Raw genomic sequence first — 21815 nt, 5'->3', positions numbered from 1 at the left:
TTGGAATTTACTTTTTCACTATTATAATTTGGAATTTTTAAGCCTATGTATTTAATATTCGATACCGAAACCACCGGATTACCAAAACGTTGGGATGCACCCATTACCGATGTCAACAACTGGCCTCGATGCATCCAAATAGCTTGGCAGTTACACGATGAAATGGGGAAGCTCATTGAGCATCAAGATTATCTGGTAAAACCAGAAGGTTTTAATATTCCCTATGATGCCGAAAGAATCCACGGTATTTCAACCGAGTTGGCTCAGGCCGATGGTATTTCATTAGCAGAAGTCTTAGAGAAATTCAACATTGCCCTATCAAAAGCAAAATTTATAGTAGGCCAGAACCTAGGTTTTGATGTCAATATTATGGGTTGTGAATTCCACAGAATGGGTGTGAATTCTCCAATGAGCTTGATGCCAGTTTTGGATACCTGTACAGAAGTTACAGCTTCGCTTCTCAAACTTCCAGGAGGAAGGGGAGGTAAATTTAAACTTCCAACATTAACAGAATTACACGAATACTTATTCCATAAACCTTTTGCAGAAGCCCACAATGCAACTGCCGATGTTGAAGCAACTACAAGATGTTTCCTTGAATTAATCCGCCGTGAGGTTTTTACAAAAGAAGAACTTGATGTTCCTTCAGGTTATTTTCAGGATTTTCAAAATTACAATACCGGAGAAATCCAGCTCATCGGATTAAAACATATTAATCTAAAAGCAGCTTCGGATAAAATCAGGGAAAGTTTCCAAAAAGCACAGGAAACGCCAATCGCTACTCCATCATCTGGAACAAATAAAGCTTTTGCTGATGCACGTTTCGCTCATCTTCACAATCATACACAGTTTTCAGTATTGCAATCAACCATTGCCATTAATGATTTGGTAAAGGCATCGGCTAAATTTAAAATGCCGGCTGTTGCCATGACCGATACTGGAAATATGATGGGAGCTTTCCATTTTGTGAGTGCGGTTATGAACCACAACAAAGCGGCTTCTGCAAAGAATAAAACATTAATTGAAAGTGGAGAAGAACCAACAGAAACGGAAATCAAGCCAATTGTTGGTTGTGAATTCAATATATGCGATGATCATAAAGACAAGACCAAGAAGGACAACGGATATCAAGTAGTCTTATTGGCAAAAAATAAAAAAGGCTACCATAATTTAGCCAAAATGTCTTCGATTGCTTTTACGGACGGATTCTATTATGTTCCCCGAATTGATAGAAAAGTCGTTGAGAAATACAAAGAAGACCTGATTGTATTATCCGGAAATTTATACGGAGAAATTCCGAGTAAGATTTTAAATGTAGGTGAAAACCAAGCCGAAGAGGCTTTAATTTGGTGGAAAGAACAATTCGGAGCTGATTTTTATCTGGAATTAATGCGTCACAAGCAGGAAGATGAAAATCGTGTCAACCAAACTTTGATTACTTTCGCAAAAAAACACAATGTTAAGCTAATTGCTACCAATAATACCTATTATGTAAATAAAGAAGATGCCAATGCCCACGATATTTTATTGTGTGTAAAAGATGGCGAAAAACAGGCAACACCAATTGGCCGAGGCCGAGGGTATCGCTATGGAATGCCCAATCAAGACTATTATTTCAAGTCTGGCGAAGAAATGAAGCAGCTTTTTGCTGATTTGCCAGAAGCCATTATCAATATTCAAGAAGTAATCGATAAGGTTGAGGCTTACTCTTTATATAGAGATGTATTGCTTCCAAAATTTGATATTCCAGAAGAATTTTTTGTTGTCGAAGATGAAGCCGATGGCGGTGTTCGTGGAGAAAACAAATACTTGCGACACCTTACAATGGTTGGTGCCAAAAAAAGATACGGTGAAATCACACCAGACATTCAAGAGCGTTTGGATTTTGAATTATTGACAATTTCAAATTCTGGATATCCGGGTTATTTCTTGATTGTTCAGGATTTCATTGCCAAAGCACGTGAAATGGACGTTTCTGTTGGGCCAGGTCGTGGTTCTGCTGCAGGTTCTGCGGTTGCTTATTGTTTAGGAATTACGAACATCGACCCCATTAAATACGATTTGCTTTTTGAGCGTTTCCTAAATCCCGACCGTGTGTCGATGCCTGATATTGATATCGATTTTGATGATGAAGGCCGAGGTCGTGTAATGGACTATGTAATCAATAAATACGGCTCAAATCAGGTAGCTCAAATCATTACCTATGGTAAAATGGCAACAAAATCGGCCATTCGTGATACCGCCCGTGTACTGGATTTGCCACTTTTTGAAGCCGATAGAATAGCAAAATTGATTCCTGGAATGATGCCATCCAAATGGAATCTGGCTCGATTTTTATCCGAAGATGAAGGCGAAGTCAAAAAAGCTTTACGTTCGGAAGAATTTGATCGGGTGAAGGAATTGATAGCAATAGCCAATGTAAAAGATTTAGCTGGAGAAACGATTCAACAGGCTAAAATCCTCGAAGGATCGATGCGAAACACCGGAATCCACGCTTGTGGTGTCATCATCACGCCAAGTGATATTACCAATTTCGTTCCCGTAACCACAGCTAAAGATTCTGATTTATATGTAACCCAATTTGACAACTCGGTTGCCGAAAGTGCCGGATTGCTGAAGATGGACTTTTTGGGTTTGAAGACCCTTACCCTGATAAAAGACACGGTTAAGTTGGTGAAATATCGTTTAAATATCGACTTGGATCCTGATGCTTTTCCGATAGACGATAAGGAAACCTACGAACTCTTTCAAAGAGGTGAAACGGTTGGGGTTTTCCAATACGAGTCGCCCGGAATGCAGAAATACATGAAGGATTTGAAACCTACGGTTTTTGCCGATTTAATTGCGATGAATGCCTTGTATCGACCAGGACCTTTGGAATATATCCCTTCTTTCGTTCGAAGAAAAAATGGAGAAGAAGAAATAAAATACGATTTGGAAGCCTGTGAAGAATATCTGGCAGAAACCTATGGAATTACAGTTTACCAAGAGCAGGTAATGCTTTTGTCGCAAAAATTGGCAGGATTCTCAAAAGGTGATGCCGATGTTTTGCGTAAGGCGATGGGGAAAAAGCAAATTGAAGTCCTCAATAAGATGAAGCCTCAATTTGTGAACCAAGCTGCTGAAAAAGGACATGATCCTGTAATTTTAGAAAAAATATGGAAAGACTGGGAGGCATTTGCGAGTTATGCCTTTAATAAATCGCACTCTACTTGCTATGCTTGGATTGCCTACCAAACGGCTTATTTGAAAGCCCATTATCCGGCGGAATATATGGCGGCCGTTCTTTCGAATAATATGAACGACATCAAGCAGGTTTCTTTTTTCATGGAAGAATGCAAACGCATGGGCTTGCAGGTTCTAGGTCCAGATGTAAATGAATCGTACTATAAGTTTACGGTAAATGAAGATTATGCCGTCCGTTTCGGAATGGGAGCGGTGAAAGGTGTCGGAATGGGAGCCGTTCAAACCATTGTAGAAAATAGAAAAGACGGCAATTATAAATCAATTTTTGATTTAGGAAAACGAATCGATTTAAGAGCTGCCAATAAGAAAGCATTCGAAAATTTAGCTTTGGCTGGAGGTTTTGATTGTTTCACTGATACGCATCGGGCTCAATATTTTCATCACGATGGAGACGGAATCACCTTCTTGGAAAAAGCCATCCGTTATGGTGCAAAATTTCAGGAAAACGAAAATTCATCACAGGTAAGCTTGTTTGGAGATGCTTCGGAAGTACAAATTGCCGAGCCACAAATTCCACCTTGTGAAGATTGGAGTACCATGGAAAAACTCGCCAAGGAAAAAGAGGTGGTTGGAATTTATATTTCTGGACATCCGCTTGACGATTTTAAATTTGAAATGAAATACTTCTGCAATGCAAGATTGGAATATTTAAAGAATCTAGAGAAGTTTGTGGGTAGGAATCTCACTGTTGCCGGAATTGTAACCAACGTACAAAGACGAACCGCCAAAAACGGAAAGGATTGGGCTATTTTTACACTCGAAGGATACGATGAAAGTTACGAGTTCAAGATATTTGGAGAGGAATATCTAAAGTTTCATTATTATCTGATTGCAAATAACTTTGTCTATTTCAAGATAAATGTAAAAGAAGGATGGACGGATAAAGAAACCGGTAAGAAAAGCGAGCCAAGAATGCAGTTTCTCGAAGCAAAACAATTGCAAGACATCCTGACTTCATTCGCAAAAAAAATCATTATCGATTTGGACATTAAACAGTTGGAAACCGATTTCATCCAAAACCTTAACGATATTTTTCAAAGACATAAAGGCGATAACCAAGTGGCGTTTGAAGTTTTAGAAAAAGATAAAGTGCAACGAATCGTTCAAGAAGAGCCTGTTTTGACAGAATCGGAAGAAGAGGTTCAGGAAGATGATGAAACGGCACAAATGGTACAAGTTTTGGTTCCAACAGTAGTTGAGGAAGATAGGATAATCACGAGGCTTTCAATGTCGAGCAGAAAGAAAATTAAGATATCAAATGAATTGTTGCAGGAACTTGAAAAAATGCAAATTGAATTTAAGCTGAATTAGGTTGTTTAACAATGCATAAATTTAATTAAGAAAGTTAAAATAATCAATGTAGAATATCTTAGAAAAGTAGATGAAATACTAAAATTTAGTAAAGGATTTGTATAAGTTGTATAATTGTTCGTACATTTGTATCAACATGCTTACTCCGCTTCTCGTCAGATCAGCGCGCTCAGAGTAAGCTTTTTGCATTTTTATACTTTCGTTAATGAGTTTAGTTCCGTTTAATAAACCGCCATTTAGCTATCTCCAACAGCTAGAACAACTACAAGAACGAGGTTTGCAAATTCCTAATGTTGCAAAAGCAACGCATTTATTAGAAAGCATAAGTTATTATAGATTAAGTGGATATTGGTATCCATTGTTGGCGGATAAAGAAAATCATACTTTTAAAGAATCGGCCACATTTGATACTGCTTTTAATTTGTATTGTTTTGATAGAGAACTTCGTGTTTTAATTATTCAGGAATTAGAAAAAATTGAAGTTTCAATTCGAGCAAAAATGATTTATTTATTATCACATCAAAATGGTGCTTTTTGGTATCAAGATACGAACTTATTTAAAAATCAAATTAGTCACAGTAAAACCTTAGTTAGTTTAGACAATGAGTACAAAAGAAGTGATGCTGATTTTATTGTAGCTTTTAGAGATAAATATTCTAATCCGTTACCACCAAGTTGGATGCTTTTAGAATTAACATCTTTTGGAACGTTATCTTCTTTATTTAGTAATTTAAAGCCAACAAGAACTAAACGAAATATTGCTAATTATTTTGGTCTGGATGAAAATACCTTTGCTTCTTTGGATGCACAGTATTGTTTACATCAGAAATGTTTGTGCACATCATTCGCGTTTATGGAATCGTGTCATGAGTATCCAACCAATAAAACCAATAAATACAATAAAACCTTGGTTAGATGACAGTGCAGTATCAAACAATAAAACATATTTTATTTTGTTAATGGTACTATATTTATTACAAACAATTAATCCAAAAAATTCTTTTTCACAAAGATTTCAAGCTTTATTAGCAAAATATCCAAATGTTGATACAAGAGCAATGGGTTTTCCAGGTAATTGGAAAAATGAACCCATTTGGAAAGAACAGTAATTACTTCTAACGATAATTGAATAGCCAAAACTGATTTTCATTTAACAAAAGATTAAAGATAAAAAGAGTAATTTTGTACAATAAATTAAACTAAATAATTAAAAATATGGCATTAGCAATAACAGATGCTACTTTTGACGAAGTAGTATTGAAATCAGACAAACCAGTAGTAGTAGATTTTTGGGCAGCTTGGTGTGGACCATGTAGAATGGTTGGACCGGTTATCGACGAAATTGCAACAGAATATGAAGGAAAAGCAACAGTTGGTAAGGTTGACGTTGACGCAAACCAAGAATTTGCAGCAAAATATGGCGTTAGAAACATTCCAACAGTTTTGGTTTTCCAAAACGGAGAGGTAGTTGGTCGTCAAGTTGGAGTAGCTCCTAAAAAAGCTTACACAGACGCTATCGATGCTTTGTTGTCTTAATCAAAAGCACTCATTATAAAGAAGGTTTGACGAAAGTCAAGCCTTTTTTATTGGTCAAATTTTAAGGTAAAAATGGTTCCTTGGGTTGGTTCGGAAGTTACTGAAATCTCACAATTAATGGATTTTGCCAAATCTCGAATCAAATGCAATCCTAAACCCGATTTAATTCCTATGACTTCTTTATCGTCATACAAAGCTTTAAATTGATCCTGATTTATTCCAGGACCATTATCGGAAACCGACAAATAAATTTTTTCGTTTTCCTTCCAGGCTTTCCAAACAATGGTTGGATTTGTCGTTTTTTCTAATGCTTTGATGGCATTTCCTGTCAAATTTCTAATGATGGTTTTCAAATAATTTTCATCTGAAATCAATTCGATGTTGGAAGGATTTTCGAACACAATTATAGTTTTTTCTTCGCTTGAAAAATGCTTTTCCGTATCTTCAAAGAGTTTCGCAATCGAAAGCTTTTTAGGTTGAGGCATAAAGTTTTCCATCTGTCCTTTGGACCAAAGCAACAAATCTTCCATCGAAGTCAGTAGGTTTTCGGCACCTGTAATTGTTTTGTTTTCCAATCGTTTCTTGATTTCTTCATTCAATAATTCTGGATTTTCTTTCTGAAGATGTAAAAAATGGATGAGGTTTGAAACTGGAGCCCTTAAATCGTGATTTAAAATCGAAAAGAAACGCGTCTTGGTTTTATTTGCCTGGTCCAAATCCGAATTTAATACTTTTAATTTTTCATTTGTTTTTCTTCTGTTACTGCTTTGATAAAAAAGCAAGACTCCAATTGTAGCCAACAGAAAAATTCCTCCAATATAAAACCATTTTTGTTTTTCCTTGGTTTCAAGCATCAATTTGTTGAGTTGAATTTCCTTGTCGCGAAGTTCAATCTCTTTCTGACTTTCCAATTTGGCAATCTTGTTTTTGCTTTCCTGTGAAAAGATGGAATCTCTCAAATTGTAATGTTTCACAAGATAAAGATGTGCTTCGTTTGGTTGATTTTTCAAGGCATATAAATCGGACAGACGTCCATAAGCATCCATCAAATTTTGTCTCGTGTCCGATAATTTGGAATAATCAACGGCTTTCTTCAGCATTTTCTCAGCATCTGAAAGTAGTTCGCTTTTGGCTTTACGGCTGAACTTTTTCCTTAATCCATCGTCCTTATACAATTCTAAATAAGCAGTCGAAAGGATAATGCTGTTGTTCACTGCCGAAACATAATCTGGAGCAATACTGTCCCAAATCGATTTAGATTCTAACAGATAATCAAGCTTCAATTTATAATCAGGTGTGACTTCTGCCAGAAAATTTGTCAATTCTGCAATCTGAAAAACATCCTTTCGTTCCTTGAAAATCTTCAAACTCTTTTCAAAAAAATCCTTTGCTTGTTTCTTTTTATTTTGGTCTCGGGCAATAAGTCCCATTTGATAATAGCAATAGGCAAGCGTCTCAATATCATTTGCCTTTACTGCAATTTTATACGACTCGTCGATGTATTTTTGTGCAAGAGAAAAATTCCCTTCCCGAAGATAAATGTTGCTGATGTTCATCAAAGTAATGTGCCGAAAATTCAAAAGATTTTCAGAGTATTCCAATGATTTTAAGTAGTAATCCAGTGCTTCCGAGTGTTTTCCTCGATCCAGATAACTGTTCCCGATGTTGTTGTAGCAAATTGTAAGTCCTTTTGTCCACTTTATTTTTTTTGAAAGTTGCAATGCTTCGTGGGCATAATCCAATCCTTTCTGGAAATCGGTAAAACGATAACAGTATTCTAATTTTATCAGGCTTCTGATTTTTACAGAATCAATCCTAGTGGTTTTCACGACATTTAAAAGCGAATCAATCTTCTGCTGCTTTTTCACGTCTGTTTCTTGGGCGAAAATCCCAAAACTAAAGAGCAGGTATAGCAAAACAATCTTTTTCATGGCAAAAGGGATAACGCATCTTTGTAGCTTCTTCCAATTGGGATAGCGATATTTTCATTTATAAAAACTTCATTCGATCCAATTTTATGAATTAGGTTCTTCTGAACGGCAAAACTCCGATGAATCCGAACAAACGATTGAAAATGGTCTTCTTTTAACAACGTTCCAATGCTCGACAAAACACAATGCCGTTTGTGATTGGTCACCAAAAGCGTATAATCTTTCAAGGCTTCCAGATATAAAATTTCGTGAAGTTTCACTTTAGTTTGTTCGTGGCCTTCTTTTATATAAATAAAATCGCCACCAATACTCGATTCATAAAGTAAAGCTTTGGTCTTTATTTCCATAAATTCATCGATTCGTTCAATTGCTTTCGAAAAGCGGTCAAATTTTAATGGTTTTATGATGAAATCCAAAGTTTCCAGTTCAAAACTCTCCACAGCATGTTCTGGATGCGAGGTTATGAAGACGCAAACTGGAATTGAGGAAAGGACTTTCCTTAATTCTAAACCGTTTATTCCGGGCATATCAACATCTAAAAAAAGAACATCCACTGAATTATTTTGGCAAAAGGCAAGTGCTTCTTTTGCAGACAAAAACGCACCAAGAAGTTTAAGATGCGGAAATCTTTTCACAAACGAAACCACCATCAATTGGTCAATTTCGTCGTCATCAACTATTATGCAGTTTAGATTTTTCATTGGCATATAGCTTCAACAGTTTGAGGGCTACTCAAATATAAGATTTTTTTCAATATACCTTGCTATTGGTCTATTTAAAATGCTGTTGGTCTATTGGTTGTTTTTACTCTGATTGTATCGCATCAACTTTGATGAAAATTCGAAGATTAACCTATAAATCAATGTTATGAAAAATCTAAAAAGAATAATAATGCTATCGTTCATCTTAGTAATATCAATGTCCTGTTCGAGTGATGATAAAAAAGAGAGCATAGCAGATTGTGAAACCAAGAATTACGGAATTCTAACAGTAAATTTCGGTTCAAACCAAACCAAACACGGCATCCTTTTCACTAATACGGCTACTTCCGAATCTCGGGATAAGATAGTTCAAGCCGGAAAGAGCGAAGATACCGTTCATCTTAAACCAGGAAGCTACTCTATAGAAATTTCAAGTCTCAACCAGCAGAACCAATCGCTCGATTCAGAGGTGTTTCAAAACTATTCCATCAGCAAATGCGACGAAAAATCAATCAATGTTGAATTCTAAAAAAATTAATATGAAAACAAATTTTAAAATAATTGCAACCGCAATAATAACCAGCTTGCTTTTTGCTTGTTCATCAAACGACGATAATCAAAAAATTGAGGTCGTAAACATTGATGCCACAAGCTATGTGTTGGCTGGAAAAATACTCAACAATCATCTCACGATAATAACGTTTAATGCTGATAACCAAGCTTTAATTAAAAGTTTGGAACAAGATATTCAAGTAAATTATTCGGTTCATGGGGATACCATAAAAATAGAAAATTATGGATTTATAAAAATTCAAGACAATGCAATCGTTTCATCAGATATAGACGGTTTAGATTTCGATCAAGCAGAATTATTACTACCAGCCTCCGAAAATGCATTCAAGGATAAAGATTTCGGAGGTATAGTAGCAACATCAAGCGGAATGCAATTTCAGCACTATGTGAGGTTTTCCTCAGATGGCTCGCTTTATGGAATCAGTAATGTATTCAATCAAGCCACTCCAAACAGTGAATATGAATTGATTTACAACATCGCTGGAACACATCAAACGGAATCCTATACTGACATTTTTTATTTGCACAACAACATATTATTCTATGAAATCGTAAATCAGCAATTTGGTATAGTTTATTACTACAGCGAAGGATTATCCCAGCAATAATGTAATAACAATCCACAACAGTTTAATTTGGTTTAGTTAGAAGAAGGTATAACGTAAGTTGTGCCTTTTTTTATTGCCAAAAGTGAAAGGTTAGAACCAAAAATAAATCCATAGCCATTATTCAATAATAAGTTTAGGCTAATCTTTGTCTTCCCAAGATTATTTTTTTGTCGGTATTATTTTTATTTCGGTTATTTGTGTAGATAAGATCTGTATTCAAAACACCCCAATATGAAACACCTCTTCCTTTTCCTTGCCTTTTTAGTTGTGCTGCCTTCTTTTGCACAGCGTTTAAAGCCCGGCTTCGACAAAAAGGAATATACCGAACTGCTTCATGCCTTTTCACGCTGGACCGACAGCACAGGCTTTAAGGACATTCCAGAAACAACACACTACAAAACTACTTACCGGGCCAAGGAAATAGGACTGATGAACTGCTGGGAACTCTATGAAACCGAAGGACATAATGTTATCAGTATTCGCGGTACGAGGGACAAGCCGTTGAGCTGGATGGCAAATTTTCACGCGGCTATGATTCCGGCAATCGGTACTTTGAAACTGACGGATTCGCTTACTTATGACTATCGTTTTGCGAATAATCCGAGGGCGGGCGTTCATGTGGGCTGGGCTGTATCGTGTGGTTTTTTAGTTGGGGATATTACGGTCAAAATCAAGGAACAGTATGCAAAAGGCGTTCGGGATTTCATCATCTTCGGCCACAGCCAGGGTGCGGCAATTGCGTTTTTGATGACGGCACAGCTCAAGTATTATCAAACCAATGGCACTTTGCCGGAGGACATTCAATTTAAAACCTATTGCAGTGCGGCTCCCAAACCGGGCAACTTATATTTCTCTTATGATTATGAGGCTTCAACCCAGATTGGGTGGTCGTTGACGGTGGTGAATGGTGCCGACTGGGTGCCGGAACTTCCAGTGACGATACAATCTACAGAGGATTTTAATCTTACCAATCCGTTCAATAACATCCATGAGATGATCAAGAAGAGGCCGTTGTTGGAGCGTCCGATCATGGAGTTTGTATATTCGGAACTTACAAAATACAACAGGAAAGCCGTAAAACGCTATCAGACCTATCTGGGTAAATTTGTGTCGAAGGCTATTGCCAAGGAAGTGCAGGGTTTTGAAGATCCTACCTATATGCACTCCAATTATTATGTGCGTTGTGGTACCGCCGTGATCCTGAATCCGGATGCAGACTATTATACTCATTTCCCCGATGACGACAAGAAGATCTTGGTGCACCATAATTTGAAGGCCTATTTATATCTTTTAGAAAAGTTAAAACTTTAAAGAAAAATTATTATTTTTATGCTTCAAACCCCAAAAAAACAATCATTATGAAAAAATTATTATTTTCAGCTTTATTGCTGATAGGCTTGTGCAATGTGGCTAATGCCCAATTGGATGGTTTCAGAGTTGGCGTTAGCGGAGGCCTTCCGTTATCAGATGCTTCGGATATTTCTTCTTTTAATGTAGGAGTAGATGCAAGTTATCTCTTTGGCATCACAGATACGTTTGCCGCTGGTGTGGCTACGGGTTATTCTACCTTTTTAGGGAAAGATGGTTTTGATGACTATTCCTTTATTCCGGTTGCACTCTCGCTTAGGGCAGGATATGGCTCAAGTATTTTCTACACGGCAGACATTGGATATGCAGTTGCCACTACCACAGATGCCGAAGGCGGTTTGTACCTGTTGCCAAAGGCAGGATGGACAAACGGACAATGGGATGCTTTTATTTTCTACAAAAACATTGATGCCGATGATGTTTCTGTAGCATCTATTGGAGTTGGAGCAGCTTATAAATTTTAAAAAAATAATCCTATGAAAAAGATATTTTCTAAAAAGATACTGCTTTTGATGGTGGTACTTTTCAATACGGTAGTAGCATTTGCCCAAGATAAGGTAACCATGCTAAATGGCGAGAAGCGAGAAGGGAAAATCATTGCCGTTAGGGACGATGCTATTAAATTTGTTTACAAAGGCGAAACCCTAGAATATGAATTTAAGAAGGCTGACATCAGTATGATTGAATTTGCAAGCGGCAGGAAAGAAGTTGTAAATGCTCCATCAGCTGCAGTAGTTTCCTCTAATCCGGCGGCCCGAAAAGGCAAGGTTGCCGTTCTCCCTTTTGAGTTTATTACCAATGATGGTTCGCTCGATGCTACCGCCATGTCGCATCAGTTGCAAACCGAGACCTATAATTCAGTTAAGGAAAACACGACGCTCAATCAGGTGCAGGATCCTATAACTACCAACAGCCTTTTGGCAAAAGCAGGACTCAACGGCAGCAACCTTATGACCAAGACTCCGGCAGAAATGGCCGAGTTGCTGGGTGTGGAGCACGTTTTATATGGCATTGCCAATGTAATCATACAAGGAAGTTCTACCTACGGAAGCGGTGTTTCTTCCATCAACGGAAAATCAACCGAGAAGAAGCAGGACGATACCAAGAAGACCAAAAGTTCGGGTACTGTTTTTTCCTCAAACAATGCCACGGTTCAAACCAACTACGACACCAAGATTGATTTGAACTTCTATAACGACCAAGGAACAAACGAGTATTCGCAATCCCGTAACTCTTTTGGAAATGGCTTTGAGGCCTATCGTGCTACCATCAATTATCTGATCAAACGCTGTCCGTTCGGAACAAAGGCAAAACGCTAATACTACGGTATGATAAAGAAACAACTCTTTTTTTGGATGGTATTTTGTGTCGGAGTCCTCCAGGCCCAAGATACCATTCCAAAAACAGATACCATCAAAAAAAAGCGTGTCTCCAATGAGTATGTAGAGCTTTATGATGATGATGTAAAGTTGCGATTGGGTTTTAGCAACAGCTTTAACTCCTTTCATATAAAGGATCCTGCAGACAATCTTGATTTTACTTTAGCTCCGAACCAAAGAATCAAGACCACGCTAACGTTTGCCTATAAATTCATAGAATTTGACATTGGCTATACCCCAAAATTCATCCGTTTCAACAAGGACGATAGCGAAAAGATAAAGTCGAGCTTCTATAACATTGGAGCCCGCTTCTATTTCGGCCAATGGATCCAGAATGTGCAACACTCCAGGACAAAAGGTTTTTATGTAGATAAAGATGATATTGGTGCTACCGAAAATGTTCTGTTTCCAAGTTTCCAGGTTTCCCGATATGGAGGCAGCACGTCCTATTTGTTTAATCCGAATTTTTCGTTCAGGGCGATTTATAATCAAAGCGAATGGCAGAAGCAAAGTGTGGGGAGTTTTGTTCCCAGCATCAACTACAACTATACCGAAATCACGGATGATACCCCAGGAAAGGACCATATCATAGACGTAGCGATTGGACCGGCTTATTATTACAACTGGGTAATCGATAATAGGTTTTTAGTGGCTCCGGGTGTTTATGGAGGCGTTGGCTATAACCACACCAAAACGGTTTATGAGGATGCTACCCTGGATGAGGTTGTAGATGGAATTTCCTTGCAGACCCAATTTAGGCTTACGTTGAGCTACAATTCGGAGAAATTTTATACGGGTGCAACTGCAAGCTTAAACACCTTCTATTATGATACTGATCCAAAGATTCATTTGCAGGACCGCCAGCAGTTTTTTGAGTTCTATGTAGGCTATCGTTTTAAAGGCCCTGAGAAAGTGGGCAAATTTTTAGATAATCCGCCAAAACCTCCAATGAAACCCAAGAAAAAATGAGTATAACCTGTAAGAATTGCGGAAACGTATTTGAAGGAAACTTTTGCAACAACTGTGGTCAACCGGCAGATACCCATGGCATAGATACTCATTTTGTGATGCATGATCTTAGTCATGGCATTCTTCATGTGCATGGAGGTTTGTTCTATTCGGCTAGGGAATTGTTTACCCGTCCAGGTCATGCTATCCGGGATTATATTGAGGGGAAAAGGGTGAGGCATTACAAACCCATTTCGATGTTGGTGGTGTTGGCCACATTTTACGGGCTTTTCTATTATACATTTGAAATCGATATATTTTCGGGAAAAAATGATAATCTTTTCGACTATAAGATGGTCAATGAGTGGATAGGGCATCACTTTCCAATCATCATCCTTTTGCAGCTTCCGATATTTGCTCTAAGTTCGTATTTAGTATTTCGTAAGCAAGGCTATAATTATTATGAGCACGTAATCCTAAACTCTTTCTTTAGTGCACAGAAAGTATGGTTTCGGATGTTTGTATTGCTCGTGTTGGTTGTAATCAGTAAGAAAGATCATTTCAGCGAGGTTTCCAATTGGTTGTTTTTTCCAGAGCTTCTCTTGATGGTATGGTCCTACGGGCAATTTTTCAAGAACATGCCTAAGGTAACTGTTTTTTGGAAGACATTGCTAGCGTTGCTTATTGGATCAACCATTTCGATAAGTCTTGCCGTATTGTTTATTGTTGTGTTTTTGATGAATTGATTTATTAGAGTTTCAATAATGATTATAATATGAAAGAAACATTTTTAGTGGTGTTGTTTGTATTCACTATTCAAAATAGCGAAGCTGTAAACACTACGGCATCTCCAAAAGAATGTGAAGAAAGGAGTGTGACGCTAAAATCAGAATTCAAGTCCAGGAATAAGTATTTCTTTTTTAGGGAGACAAGCCATAAAAAAGGTAAACGATTTGACAGAATCATAAATTCGAAAGGAAACATTGTAATGGAAATTATGATGAAGTCAGACACCAAAGGAGATGAATATTTGTTTCGTAAATTTCATAGATTGGTTATTCTAGAAAACGAAATACACGAGGTTATTTGTAAAATGGGCAAGGAGAAAGGAAAAGTAATTGTTTATAATTTTTGTGGAGAGCAATTGAGGAAAATAGAAATGAAGTCGAGTGAATTATATGATAAGTATGGTTTTTAGTTTTTACTGACTAGGTATAAAATAAAAAAAAATCCCAAGCTCGATCGAGGTTGGGATTTTTAGTTTTGTCAAGAATAAATGCTTTAACACCAAATTAGTTTTTATTCACCACCAATTTATAAGTAGGGTCTTCCATAATGTTTACATCAATAATCGCTTCAGCATTTTTCAACAACGCGATACAGTCTGGACTCAAATGACGCAGATGTACTTTCTTGCCTACTTTATGATAACGGTTTGTGATGGCATTCAAGGCTTCAATGGCCGACATATCTACGATTCGGCTTTCCTTGAAGTCGATGATCACTACGGTAGGATCTTCCTGAATATTAAATTTTTCGGCAAATCCGGTTACCGAACCAAAAAATAGAGGTCCGAAAATCTCGTAATGCTTTACTCCATTTTCATCGATGTGTTTTCTAGCTCTGATGCGTTTTGCATTGTCCCAGGCGAAAACAAGAGCAGCGATAACTACCCCTATTAATACGGCTAAAGCCAAATTGTGAAGCAAAACGGTAATCAGTGTAACGGCAATCATTACAAACACATCCGATTTTGGCATTCGTTTGAAGATGCGTAAACTCGCCCATTCAAAAGTTCCTATGGCTACCATGATCATTACTCCTGTCAATGCCGCCATAGGTAGCAACTCGATTACTGGAGCCCCAATCAATATGATAGTCAAAATTGTTAAAGCAGCGACAATGCCCGAAAGTCTTGCCCTTGATCCAGCCGAAAGGTTGACCAAGGTTTGGGCAATCATCGGGCAACCACCCATTCCGAAGAAAAAACCGTTGGCCAGATTAGCACCACCTTGAGCCAGACATTCGCGGTTGCTGTTTCCTTTTGTGGCGGTAATTTCATCTACCAGATTCAGCGTCAGCAAACCTTCTGTGAGTCCGACAGCCGCCATGATCAAGGCAAAAGGGAAGATGATTTGCAGGGTTTCTAAATTAAAAGGAATATTTGGGATATGAAAAGGAGGCAAGCTTCCACTAACCGAAGCAATGTCTCTAACTTGTTTGGTATCAATATCAAAAAGCAACACCACGCCAAAAACTACGATAATGGCGACAAGCGAAGCAGGAATGGCTTTGGTGATTTTTGGCAAAAATACCACAATGGCAATTGTCATGGCAACAAGTCCTGCCATAATAAGGAAAGGTGTTCCCGTGAGCCATTCTATTTGACCGTTTATCACGGTTTTGAATTGCTCAAATTGTGCCATAAAGATGATAATGGCCAATCCATTCACAAAACCAAACATTACAGGTTGCGGTACAAGGCGTATGAACTTTCCGAGTTTTAATAACCCAACGGCAATTTGTATAACTCCAGCCAAGGCTATGGCTCCGAAGACATATTCCAGTCCGTGGGATTTCATCAAGGCAATCAAAACAATCACGGTTGCACCAGCACCGCCCGATATCAAACCCGGTCTTCCGCCAAAGATGGCTGTTATAAGTCCCATAATAAAGGCTCCGTATAGCCCCACCAAAGGAGGAAATCCTGCCAGGATTGCAAATGATAGCGATTCGGGAATCATGGTCATGGCAACAGTCAGTCCAGCTAATATTTCGGTTCTGTAGTTTACTTTTTGGGATAAATCAAATAGGTTGAATGCTGTTTTCATAGGTTTTGATAATAATGCAAAAGTAGTTTTTTTAGGGATTATAGAAATACTATTTTGTTTTGATGTATTTTAGTTCGGTAAAAACACCAGTTTATGATGAAAAGTAGAATTAAAATCATTACAACAACAATAATAGTTTTGTGTCTTGCAATTTTTATTTCGGCTTATATTCAAAAAAATACGGATGAACGTTTTGTTGTCTGCATTGTAGATCCTGTCCAAAAGCAAGTCAAGTTGTATTGGAAAAACGATAAACAACAGCATTTCAAGAGTATTCAAAATTTAAAATCATGGCTTGAAAACCGCAATCAGAAGTTGGAGTTTGCAATGAATGCTGGGATGTATAAAAAAGACAATTCTCCTCAAGGACTTTATATCGAAAAAACAAAAATGCTTTCACCAATTGGCACTGCTAGCGGGAATGGTAATTTTTATATGAAACCAAATGGAGTGTTTTATCTGACAACTAAAAAGAAGGCTGGAATTTGTGTCTCGAAAGAATTAAAAAACATTTCAGAAATAGAATATGCTACACAGTCTGGACCAATGTTGTTGGTTGAAGGAAAGATTCATTCAGATTTTAAAAAAGGTTCATCAAATGTGCATATCCGAAATGGTGTTGGGATTCTGCCCGACGGCAAAATAGTTTTTGCAATGTCTAAAAAGGAAATTAATTTCTATGATTTTGCAACCTATTTTAAAAGTTTGGGATGCAAGAATGCTTTGTATTTAGATGGATTTGTTTCCAGAACCTATTTTCCAAAGGAAAATTGGATTCAAACCGATGGGAATTTTGGAGTCATAATTGGAGTTGTTGAATGAAAAAGATCTACATATTTAGCGGATTAGGAGCCGACAAGCGAGTATTCAAATACCTAGATTTTTCAGGTTTTGATATTACTTTTATTGAATGGATTACGCCCGAAAATAAAGAATCTATTGGATATTATGCAAAACGTTTAACCGAACAAATCCATACCGATAATCCAATCTTGATAGGATTATCCTTCGGAGGAATAATAGCTGGTGAAGTAGCAAAGCATATTCAAACGGAGAAAATTATTTTGATTGCTTCGGCAAAAAGCTATAAAGAAATTCCTTTTTACTACCGATGGTTGGGAGCTTTAAAAGTTCATAAACTAGTACCGACAAGCTTAATGAAACAATCCAATTTTTTTAGTTATTGGTTGTTCGGAATCAAAACTAACGAAGATAAAAAATTATTGACAGAGATATTAAATGACACAGATCCTCGACTCTTAAAGTGGGCCATCAATGCAATTGTCAATTGGAAAAATATAATAGAGCCTCAAAAGTATATTCATATTCATGGATCTTCTGATAAGATTTTGCCGTTAAGATTTGTAAATGCTGCTATTATAATAGAAGATGGAGGGCATTTTATGACAATAAACAAACCAGAAGAATTAAATCAGATAATCAAGCAATCCCTTTTAAACTCATAACCATTTAACCAACCTCACCTCACTAATCTTATAAACCTTATTCAAAATTTCATAACGTAATTCATTTTATGCTACCGTTTCTTTGTAATGAACATTTTAAATAAAAACAATTATGAAAGCATTATATGTAACATTATTAGCATTAGCTATTTTTTCATGTAAGAATACTAATGATGAAGCTATGGTTTATGAAGATGCTAAACAAGTAGCGATCGATTCTATGAAAATGGAAATGGCAAAGCAAAGGGTCATTGACTCAATGAAATTGGAAGCTCAAAAACAACAAGAACAAGCAAGGAAGGAAGTTGTAGTAGTCAATCAAGCTACTCCAGCAACAACCACAACCACTACAGAGAAAAAGCAATGGAGTTCGGCAGCTAAAGGAGCTGTTATTGGAGCTGGTGTAGGTGCCGCAACAGGAGCTATCGTAAGTAAGAAAAAAGGAGAAGGAGCCATCATTGGTGGTTTGGCAGGAGCCGGTGTTGGTGCCGGAACAGGAGCGATTATTGATTCTAAAAAGAAAAAATAACAACCCTATATATATTCCCCGAAAACGCGTTTGAGATTTGTTTCAAACGCGTTTTTCTATTTTCGGATTGTCTATTAACCTTTTAAACCCTTAAACTTTTAAACCATTTTCAATACTTAACAATAATAAATACTTATTTTTACGGCCTTATTTATTTAGAATATTCCCTGATGCAAAAATCCCTAAAGATAGCCGTTGTTGGTTCTGGATTGGTTGGTACGTTACTGGCTATTTATTTAAAGAGAGCTGGACACACGGTTCATGTTTTTGACAGAAGTCCTGATATCAGAAAAATCCAATTCTCCGGACGATCGATTAATCTTGTGATGTCTAACCGTGGTTGGAAAACTCTGAAAGATATTGGTCTTGACGAAGAAATCAAGAAAATAGGTATTCCGGTTGACAAGCGTGCGATTCATACTGGCGATAAGCTCAACTATCAATATTATGGAAAAGATGGCGAGGCTATTTTTTCCTTGTCGAGAGGACTGCTCAACCGAAAGATGATTGATTTGGCCGAAGCCGAAGGGGTAGAATTCTTCTTTGACCATAAGGTTTGGGATGTTACCCTTTCGGATGCTTCACTTCATATCGGCGAAACCGAAAGAGGGGAGTGGGAAGAACTGAAATACGACAAAGTTTTTGGTGCCGATGGGGCTTTCTCAAGAGTACGCCACAGAATGCAACGTCAGAGTATGTTCAATTATTCGCAGGAGTTTTTAAAGATTGGCTATAAGGAGCTTAATATTCCGGCTAATGCCGATGGTACTCATAAACTCGATAAAAATTCCTTGCACATCTGGCCAAGAGGCGAATTTATGCTGATGGCTTTGGCGAATCCTGACGGAAGTTTTACTTGTACGTTATTTATGCCACACGAAGGCGATAATTCCTTTGAAAATTTAAAAGACAAGGAAACATTGGTGGCCTTTTTCGCCAATCATTTTCCAGATACCAAAGAAGTGATTCCGAATTTGGTGGAAGATTTCTTTAAGAATCCTACCAGTTATTTGGTTACGATGAAATGCTTCCCATGGACATTTGAAGATAAAGTTGCCTTGATTGGTGATGCCTGTCATGCCATTGTTCCGTTTTATGGTCATGGGATGAATGCCGGTTTTGAAGATATTACGATTTTAAGTGAAATTATGCAAAAGCACGGCGACGATTGGGAGACCATCTTCAAGGAATACGAAGAATCAAGAAAGCCAAATGCAGATGCCATTGCCGAACTTTCCTATCGGAATTTTATGGAAATGAGTTCGAAAACAGCTGATGAAAAATTCCTGCTTCAGAAAAAAATAGAAAAACATTTCTCCGAAAAATATCCAGACAAATGGATGCCATTATACAGCAGGGTTACCTTTAGCTCACATCCTTATTCAGAGGCTTTGGCGATGGGCGACTTTCAAGATGGCATTATGAAGCAAGTTTTGGAAATGGATGATATTGAAAACATTTGGGACAGTAAGGAAGTGGAGGAGAGGATAATTTCACTATTAAATCACAAATAGCAATTTCCAAATATCAAATAATTCCAAGCTTCAATACTTGGATTATAAATAAAAATTCCAAACAGTTGCCAAAAGCAAAGGTTTGGAATTTTTTAAGTTAAATAATTTGATAATTGTAATTTATTTGTTTTTTGGAATTTTAAAGGAGTTATTTTTTAAACAACTTGGTCAGTACCCCAAAAACACCCCGAATAAAAGTAGCACTTGTAAGCACCTTTATCACGCCTTTTGTAGTTTGGCTCATTGGTTCGGAAGCAGTTTTACGTTGTCGTTTTTCTTCCTGTTTTTTAGTTTCAATTTCCTTGGCTTCCGATTCTATGGTTTGGATTTTCTTGTTCAGCATTTCATAGGCACTTTCGCGGTCGATGATTTCGCTGTATTTCTTTACCAGTTTCGATTTGTTGTTGATTGCCGCAATTTCATTTTCAGATAAAACATCCATTCTGCTCATTGGAGCTCGCATCATTGTTGCAACAAGAGGTGTAGGAATTCCTTTTTCGTTTAAGGCGGTAACCAATGCTTCTCCAATTCCTAGATTGGTCAAGGTTTCGTCGGTTTTATAGTAGTCGGAAAGCGGATAATTTTCCGCTGTCATCTTGATTGCTTTTCTGTCATTTGCCGTAAAGGCTCTTAAAGCATGTTGAATTTTCAGACCCAATTGTGCCAAAACACCACTCGGAACGTCCATTGGATTTTGCGTCACAAAGTAAATCCCGATTCCTTTTGAGCGGATTAATTTTACGATGCTTTCAATTTGTTCCAACAAGGCTTTGCTGGCTTCATTAAATATAAGGTGTGCTTCGTCTATGAAAATCACTAATTCTGGCTGACCAGAATCTCCTTGTTCGGGCATTTGCTGGTAGATTTCGGCCAATAAGCTCAACATGAATGTAGAGAATAATTTCGGCTTATCTTGAATATCTGTGAGACGTATTATATTAATGTATCCTTTTCCGTTTTCATCAATCCGCATCAAATCATTAATGTCAAACGACATTTCTCCAAAAAACAAATCGCCACCCTGCTGTTCGAGTTCGATGATTTTTCTCAAAATCGTTCCCGTTGTTGAGGTTGAAATCTTGCCGTAGTGTTCCTCAATTTCAGCCTTTCCTTCCTCTGTAATATAATTGATGACTTTTTTGATGTCTTTTAAATCGATAAGAGGCATCTTGTTGTCGTCACAATATTTAAAAATCACAGCTACAACTCCTGCTTGAGTATCATTAAGATTCAAAATTCTTGAAAACAGTACAGGTCCAAATTCTGTAACGGTTGCTCGAAGCCTGACTCCGTTTTGAGCGGATAAAGTCATCAATTCCACTGGAAATCCGGAAGAAGAATACGGCAAGCCAATTTTTGCATGCCTTTCGGTTATAAACGGCAATTCTTCGCCAGGTTTTGCAATACCGCTAAAATCGCCTTTTATGTCCATCATTAAAACGGGAATCCCAAACGAGGACAATTGTTCAGAAAGCACTTGGATGGTTTTTGTTTTCCCGGTTCCCGTAGCTCCAGCAATAAGCCCGTGACGGTTTAGGGTTTTGAGTGGGATTTTTACATAAGAATCAGCTAAAGCCTCCCCATCGAGAATGGCACCACCTAAAATAATACTCTCGCCTTTGGAAGAATATCCTTGATTTATGTGTGCTGAAAACACTTCTTTTTTTGACATTTTGCTTCGGAATTAGATTGTTATTGCTTCAAACATAAAAACAAAAATAAAATAGTTTTTCAATTGATGATTATTTTGAATGAAAATATTGATAAAAGAAGTGTTTTTAATGTAAAATTAATGTTATGTACAATAAAATTAATAGGAATGAAGTTATTAAAGTAGAAGAGTTACTCTTGATGTTTTGTCAAGGAAATTAAAT

The 21815-nt window shown here is 37.3% G+C and carries 20 protein-coding genes; 16 read left to right on the top strand and 4 right to left on the bottom strand.

Annotated features, from left to right (window positions below; genetic code table 11):
- The first annotated feature begins 45 nt into the window (after window positions 1–45).
- The 4 genes from dnaE to trxA all read left to right on the top strand — a co-directional run bounded on the left by dnaE (window position 46) and on the right by trxA (window position 6093).
- Window positions 46–4557, top strand: a complete 4512-nt coding sequence (gene dnaE, locus J2X31_RS02875) for a DNA polymerase III subunit alpha (protein WP_310024254.1) — start codon at window positions 46–48, stop codon at window positions 4555–4557.
- Between the two features lie 205 nt (window positions 4558–4762).
- A complete protein-coding gene (locus J2X31_RS02870) occupies window positions 4763–5476 on the top strand; it encodes an Abi family protein (protein WP_310024252.1) in 714 nt (237 codons plus the stop codon).
- Window positions 5361–5666, top strand: a complete 306-nt coding sequence (locus J2X31_RS18205; RefSeq protein WP_374725207.1) for an Abi family protein — start codon at window positions 5361–5363, stop codon at window positions 5664–5666. Before J2X31_RS02870 ends, J2X31_RS18205 begins: the two co-directional genes overlap by 116 nt.
- 106 nt (window positions 5667–5772) lie before the next feature.
- The gene (gene trxA, locus J2X31_RS02865) at window positions 5773–6093 is read left to right on the top strand and encodes a thioredoxin (RefSeq protein WP_310024249.1); all 321 of its coding nucleotides are present in this window, start codon (window positions 5773–5775) and stop codon (window positions 6091–6093) included.
- A gap of 47 nt (window positions 6094–6140) precedes the next feature.
- Here trxA and J2X31_RS02860 read toward each other — a convergent pair whose 3' ends face one another.
- Together J2X31_RS02860 and J2X31_RS02855 are read right to left on the bottom strand one after the other, a co-directional pair.
- Window positions 6141–8024 carry a tetratricopeptide repeat-containing sensor histidine kinase gene (locus J2X31_RS02860; protein ID WP_310024246.1) on the bottom strand — a complete coding sequence of 628 codons (1884 nt, stop codon included), beginning with the start codon at window positions 8022–8024 and terminating at the stop codon, window positions 6141–6143.
- Window positions 8021–8725, bottom strand: a complete 705-nt coding sequence (locus tag J2X31_RS02855) for a LytR/AlgR family response regulator transcription factor (RefSeq protein WP_310024244.1) — start codon at window positions 8723–8725, stop codon at window positions 8021–8023. Before J2X31_RS02855 ends, J2X31_RS02860 begins: the two co-directional genes overlap by 4 nt.
- Before the next feature lie 166 nt (window positions 8726–8891).
- Between J2X31_RS02855 and J2X31_RS02850 the strand changes: the two genes are divergently transcribed.
- The 8 genes from J2X31_RS02850 (at window position 8892) to J2X31_RS02815 (ending at window position 14799) form a co-directional block, all read left to right on the top strand.
- The gene (locus J2X31_RS02850) at window positions 8892–9254 is read left to right on the top strand and encodes a hypothetical protein (RefSeq protein ID WP_310024242.1); all 363 of its coding nucleotides are present in this window, start codon (window positions 8892–8894) and stop codon (window positions 9252–9254) included.
- A 10-nt stretch (window positions 9255–9264) separates the two neighbouring features.
- Complete coding sequence (locus J2X31_RS02845; protein WP_310024241.1) at window positions 9265–9906, top strand: hypothetical protein; 642 nt, start codon at window positions 9265–9267, stop codon at window positions 9904–9906.
- A 429-nt stretch (window positions 9907–10335) separates the two neighbouring features.
- On the top strand, window positions 10336–11217 hold the full coding sequence (locus tag J2X31_RS02840; RefSeq protein ID WP_310024240.1) for a lipase family protein: 882 nt from the start codon (window positions 10336–10338) through the stop codon (window positions 11215–11217).
- Between the two features lie 47 nt (window positions 11218–11264).
- Window positions 11265–11738, top strand: coding sequence for a hypothetical protein (locus tag J2X31_RS02835; RefSeq protein WP_310024238.1), 474 nt, complete (start codon window positions 11265–11267; stop codon window positions 11736–11738).
- Between the two features lie 12 nt (window positions 11739–11750).
- Window positions 11751–12593: a hypothetical protein gene (locus tag J2X31_RS02830; protein WP_310024237.1), complete on the top strand. Its 843-nt coding sequence runs from the start codon at window positions 11751–11753 to the stop codon at window positions 12591–12593.
- 9 nt (window positions 12594–12602) lie between these two features.
- Window positions 12603–13622, top strand: coding sequence for a DUF4421 family protein (locus tag J2X31_RS02825; protein WP_310024236.1), 1020 nt, complete (start codon window positions 12603–12605; stop codon window positions 13620–13622).
- Window positions 13619–14347 (top strand): DUF3667 domain-containing protein, encoded by a 729-nt coding sequence (locus J2X31_RS02820; protein WP_310024235.1) that lies wholly within the window; start codon window positions 13619–13621, stop codon window positions 14345–14347. The genes J2X31_RS02825 and J2X31_RS02820 overlap by 4 nt, the downstream gene beginning before the upstream one ends.
- Window positions 14348–14376: 29 nt before the next feature.
- Window positions 14377–14799: a hypothetical protein gene (locus J2X31_RS02815; RefSeq protein WP_310024231.1), complete on the top strand. Its 423-nt coding sequence runs from the start codon at window positions 14377–14379 to the stop codon at window positions 14797–14799.
- Window positions 14800–14893: 94 nt separating this feature from the next.
- Here the strand turns inward: J2X31_RS02815 and J2X31_RS02810 are convergent, their stop codons facing one another.
- Window positions 14894–16432, bottom strand: a complete 1539-nt coding sequence (locus J2X31_RS02810; RefSeq protein WP_310024230.1) for a SulP family inorganic anion transporter — start codon at window positions 16430–16432, stop codon at window positions 14894–14896.
- 93 nt (window positions 16433–16525) lie between these two features.
- On the opposite strand from J2X31_RS02810, the gene J2X31_RS02805 reads away from it, so the two are divergent.
- From J2X31_RS02805 to J2X31_RS02790, 4 genes are all read left to right on the top strand, one after another.
- A complete protein-coding gene (locus J2X31_RS02805) occupies window positions 16526–17254 on the top strand; it encodes a phosphodiester glycosidase family protein (RefSeq protein ID WP_310024229.1) in 729 nt (242 codons plus the stop codon).
- Entirely contained in the window at window positions 17251–17898 is a 648-nt protein-coding gene (locus J2X31_RS02800; protein ID WP_310024228.1) for an alpha/beta hydrolase, read from the top strand. The genes J2X31_RS02805 and J2X31_RS02800 overlap by 4 nt, the downstream gene beginning before the upstream one ends.
- 112 nt (window positions 17899–18010) lie before the next feature.
- A complete protein-coding gene (locus J2X31_RS02795; RefSeq protein WP_310024227.1) occupies window positions 18011–18427 on the top strand; it encodes a YMGG-like glycine zipper-containing protein in 417 nt (138 codons plus the stop codon).
- Window positions 18428–18597: 170 nt separating this feature from the next.
- Complete coding sequence (locus J2X31_RS02790) at window positions 18598–19941, top strand: FAD-dependent oxidoreductase (protein ID WP_310024225.1); 1344 nt, start codon at window positions 18598–18600, stop codon at window positions 19939–19941.
- Window positions 19942–20089: 148 nt separating this feature from the next.
- Here the strand turns inward: J2X31_RS02790 and J2X31_RS02785 are convergent, their stop codons facing one another.
- Window positions 20090–21613, bottom strand: a complete 1524-nt coding sequence (locus J2X31_RS02785; RefSeq protein WP_310024224.1) for a helicase HerA-like domain-containing protein — start codon at window positions 21611–21613, stop codon at window positions 20090–20092.
- Window positions 21614–21815 lie beyond the last annotated feature (202 nt).

The organism is Flavobacterium arsenatis, assembly GCF_031456785.1.
Taxonomy (GTDB): domain Bacteria; phylum Bacteroidota; class Bacteroidia; order Flavobacteriales; family Flavobacteriaceae; genus Flavobacterium; species Flavobacterium arsenatis.
This window is presented reverse-complemented; position numbering and strand designations above follow the sequence as displayed.

Excerpts from the sequence above, each read along its gene's own strand:
- dnaE (WP_310024254.1), top strand. The coding sequence starts at position 46 with ATGTATTTAATATTCGATACCGAAACCACCGGATTACCAAAACGTTGG.
- J2X31_RS02870 (WP_310024252.1), top strand. The coding sequence starts at position 4,763 with ATGAGTTTAGTTCCGTTTAATAAACCGCCATTTAGCTATCTCCAACAG.
- J2X31_RS18205 (WP_374725207.1), top strand. The coding sequence starts at position 5,361 with ATGCACAGTATTGTTTACATCAGAAATGTTTGTGCACATCATTCGCGT.
- trxA (WP_310024249.1), top strand. The coding sequence starts at position 5,773 with ATGGCATTAGCAATAACAGATGCTACTTTTGACGAAGTAGTATTGAAA.
- J2X31_RS02860 (WP_310024246.1), bottom strand. The coding sequence starts at position 8,024 with ATGAAAAAGATTGTTTTGCTATACCTGCTCTTTAGTTTTGGGATTTTC.
- J2X31_RS02855 (WP_310024244.1), bottom strand. The coding sequence starts at position 8,725 with ATGAAAAATCTAAACTGCATAATAGTTGATGACGACGAAATTGACCAA.
- J2X31_RS02850 (WP_310024242.1), top strand. The coding sequence starts at position 8,892 with ATGAAAAATCTAAAAAGAATAATAATGCTATCGTTCATCTTAGTAATA.
- J2X31_RS02845 (WP_310024241.1), top strand. The coding sequence starts at position 9,265 with ATGAAAACAAATTTTAAAATAATTGCAACCGCAATAATAACCAGCTTG.
- J2X31_RS02840 (WP_310024240.1), top strand. The coding sequence starts at position 10,336 with ATGAACTGCTGGGAACTCTATGAAACCGAAGGACATAATGTTATCAGT.
- J2X31_RS02835 (WP_310024238.1), top strand. The coding sequence starts at position 11,265 with ATGAAAAAATTATTATTTTCAGCTTTATTGCTGATAGGCTTGTGCAAT.
- J2X31_RS02830 (WP_310024237.1), top strand. The coding sequence starts at position 11,751 with ATGAAAAAGATATTTTCTAAAAAGATACTGCTTTTGATGGTGGTACTT.
- J2X31_RS02825 (WP_310024236.1), top strand. The coding sequence starts at position 12,603 with ATGATAAAGAAACAACTCTTTTTTTGGATGGTATTTTGTGTCGGAGTC.
- J2X31_RS02820 (WP_310024235.1), top strand. The coding sequence starts at position 13,619 with ATGAGTATAACCTGTAAGAATTGCGGAAACGTATTTGAAGGAAACTTT.
- J2X31_RS02815 (WP_310024231.1), top strand. The coding sequence starts at position 14,377 with ATGAAAGAAACATTTTTAGTGGTGTTGTTTGTATTCACTATTCAAAAT.
- J2X31_RS02810 (WP_310024230.1), bottom strand. The coding sequence starts at position 16,432 with ATGAAAACAGCATTCAACCTATTTGATTTATCCCAAAAAGTAAACTAC.
- J2X31_RS02805 (WP_310024229.1), top strand. The coding sequence starts at position 16,526 with ATGATGAAAAGTAGAATTAAAATCATTACAACAACAATAATAGTTTTG.
- J2X31_RS02800 (WP_310024228.1), top strand. The coding sequence starts at position 17,251 with ATGAAAAAGATCTACATATTTAGCGGATTAGGAGCCGACAAGCGAGTA.
- J2X31_RS02795 (WP_310024227.1), top strand. The coding sequence starts at position 18,011 with ATGAAAGCATTATATGTAACATTATTAGCATTAGCTATTTTTTCATGT.
- J2X31_RS02790 (WP_310024225.1), top strand. The coding sequence starts at position 18,598 with ATGCAAAAATCCCTAAAGATAGCCGTTGTTGGTTCTGGATTGGTTGGT.
- J2X31_RS02785 (WP_310024224.1), bottom strand. The coding sequence starts at position 21,613 with ATGTCAAAAAAAGAAGTGTTTTCAGCACACATAAATCAAGGATATTCT.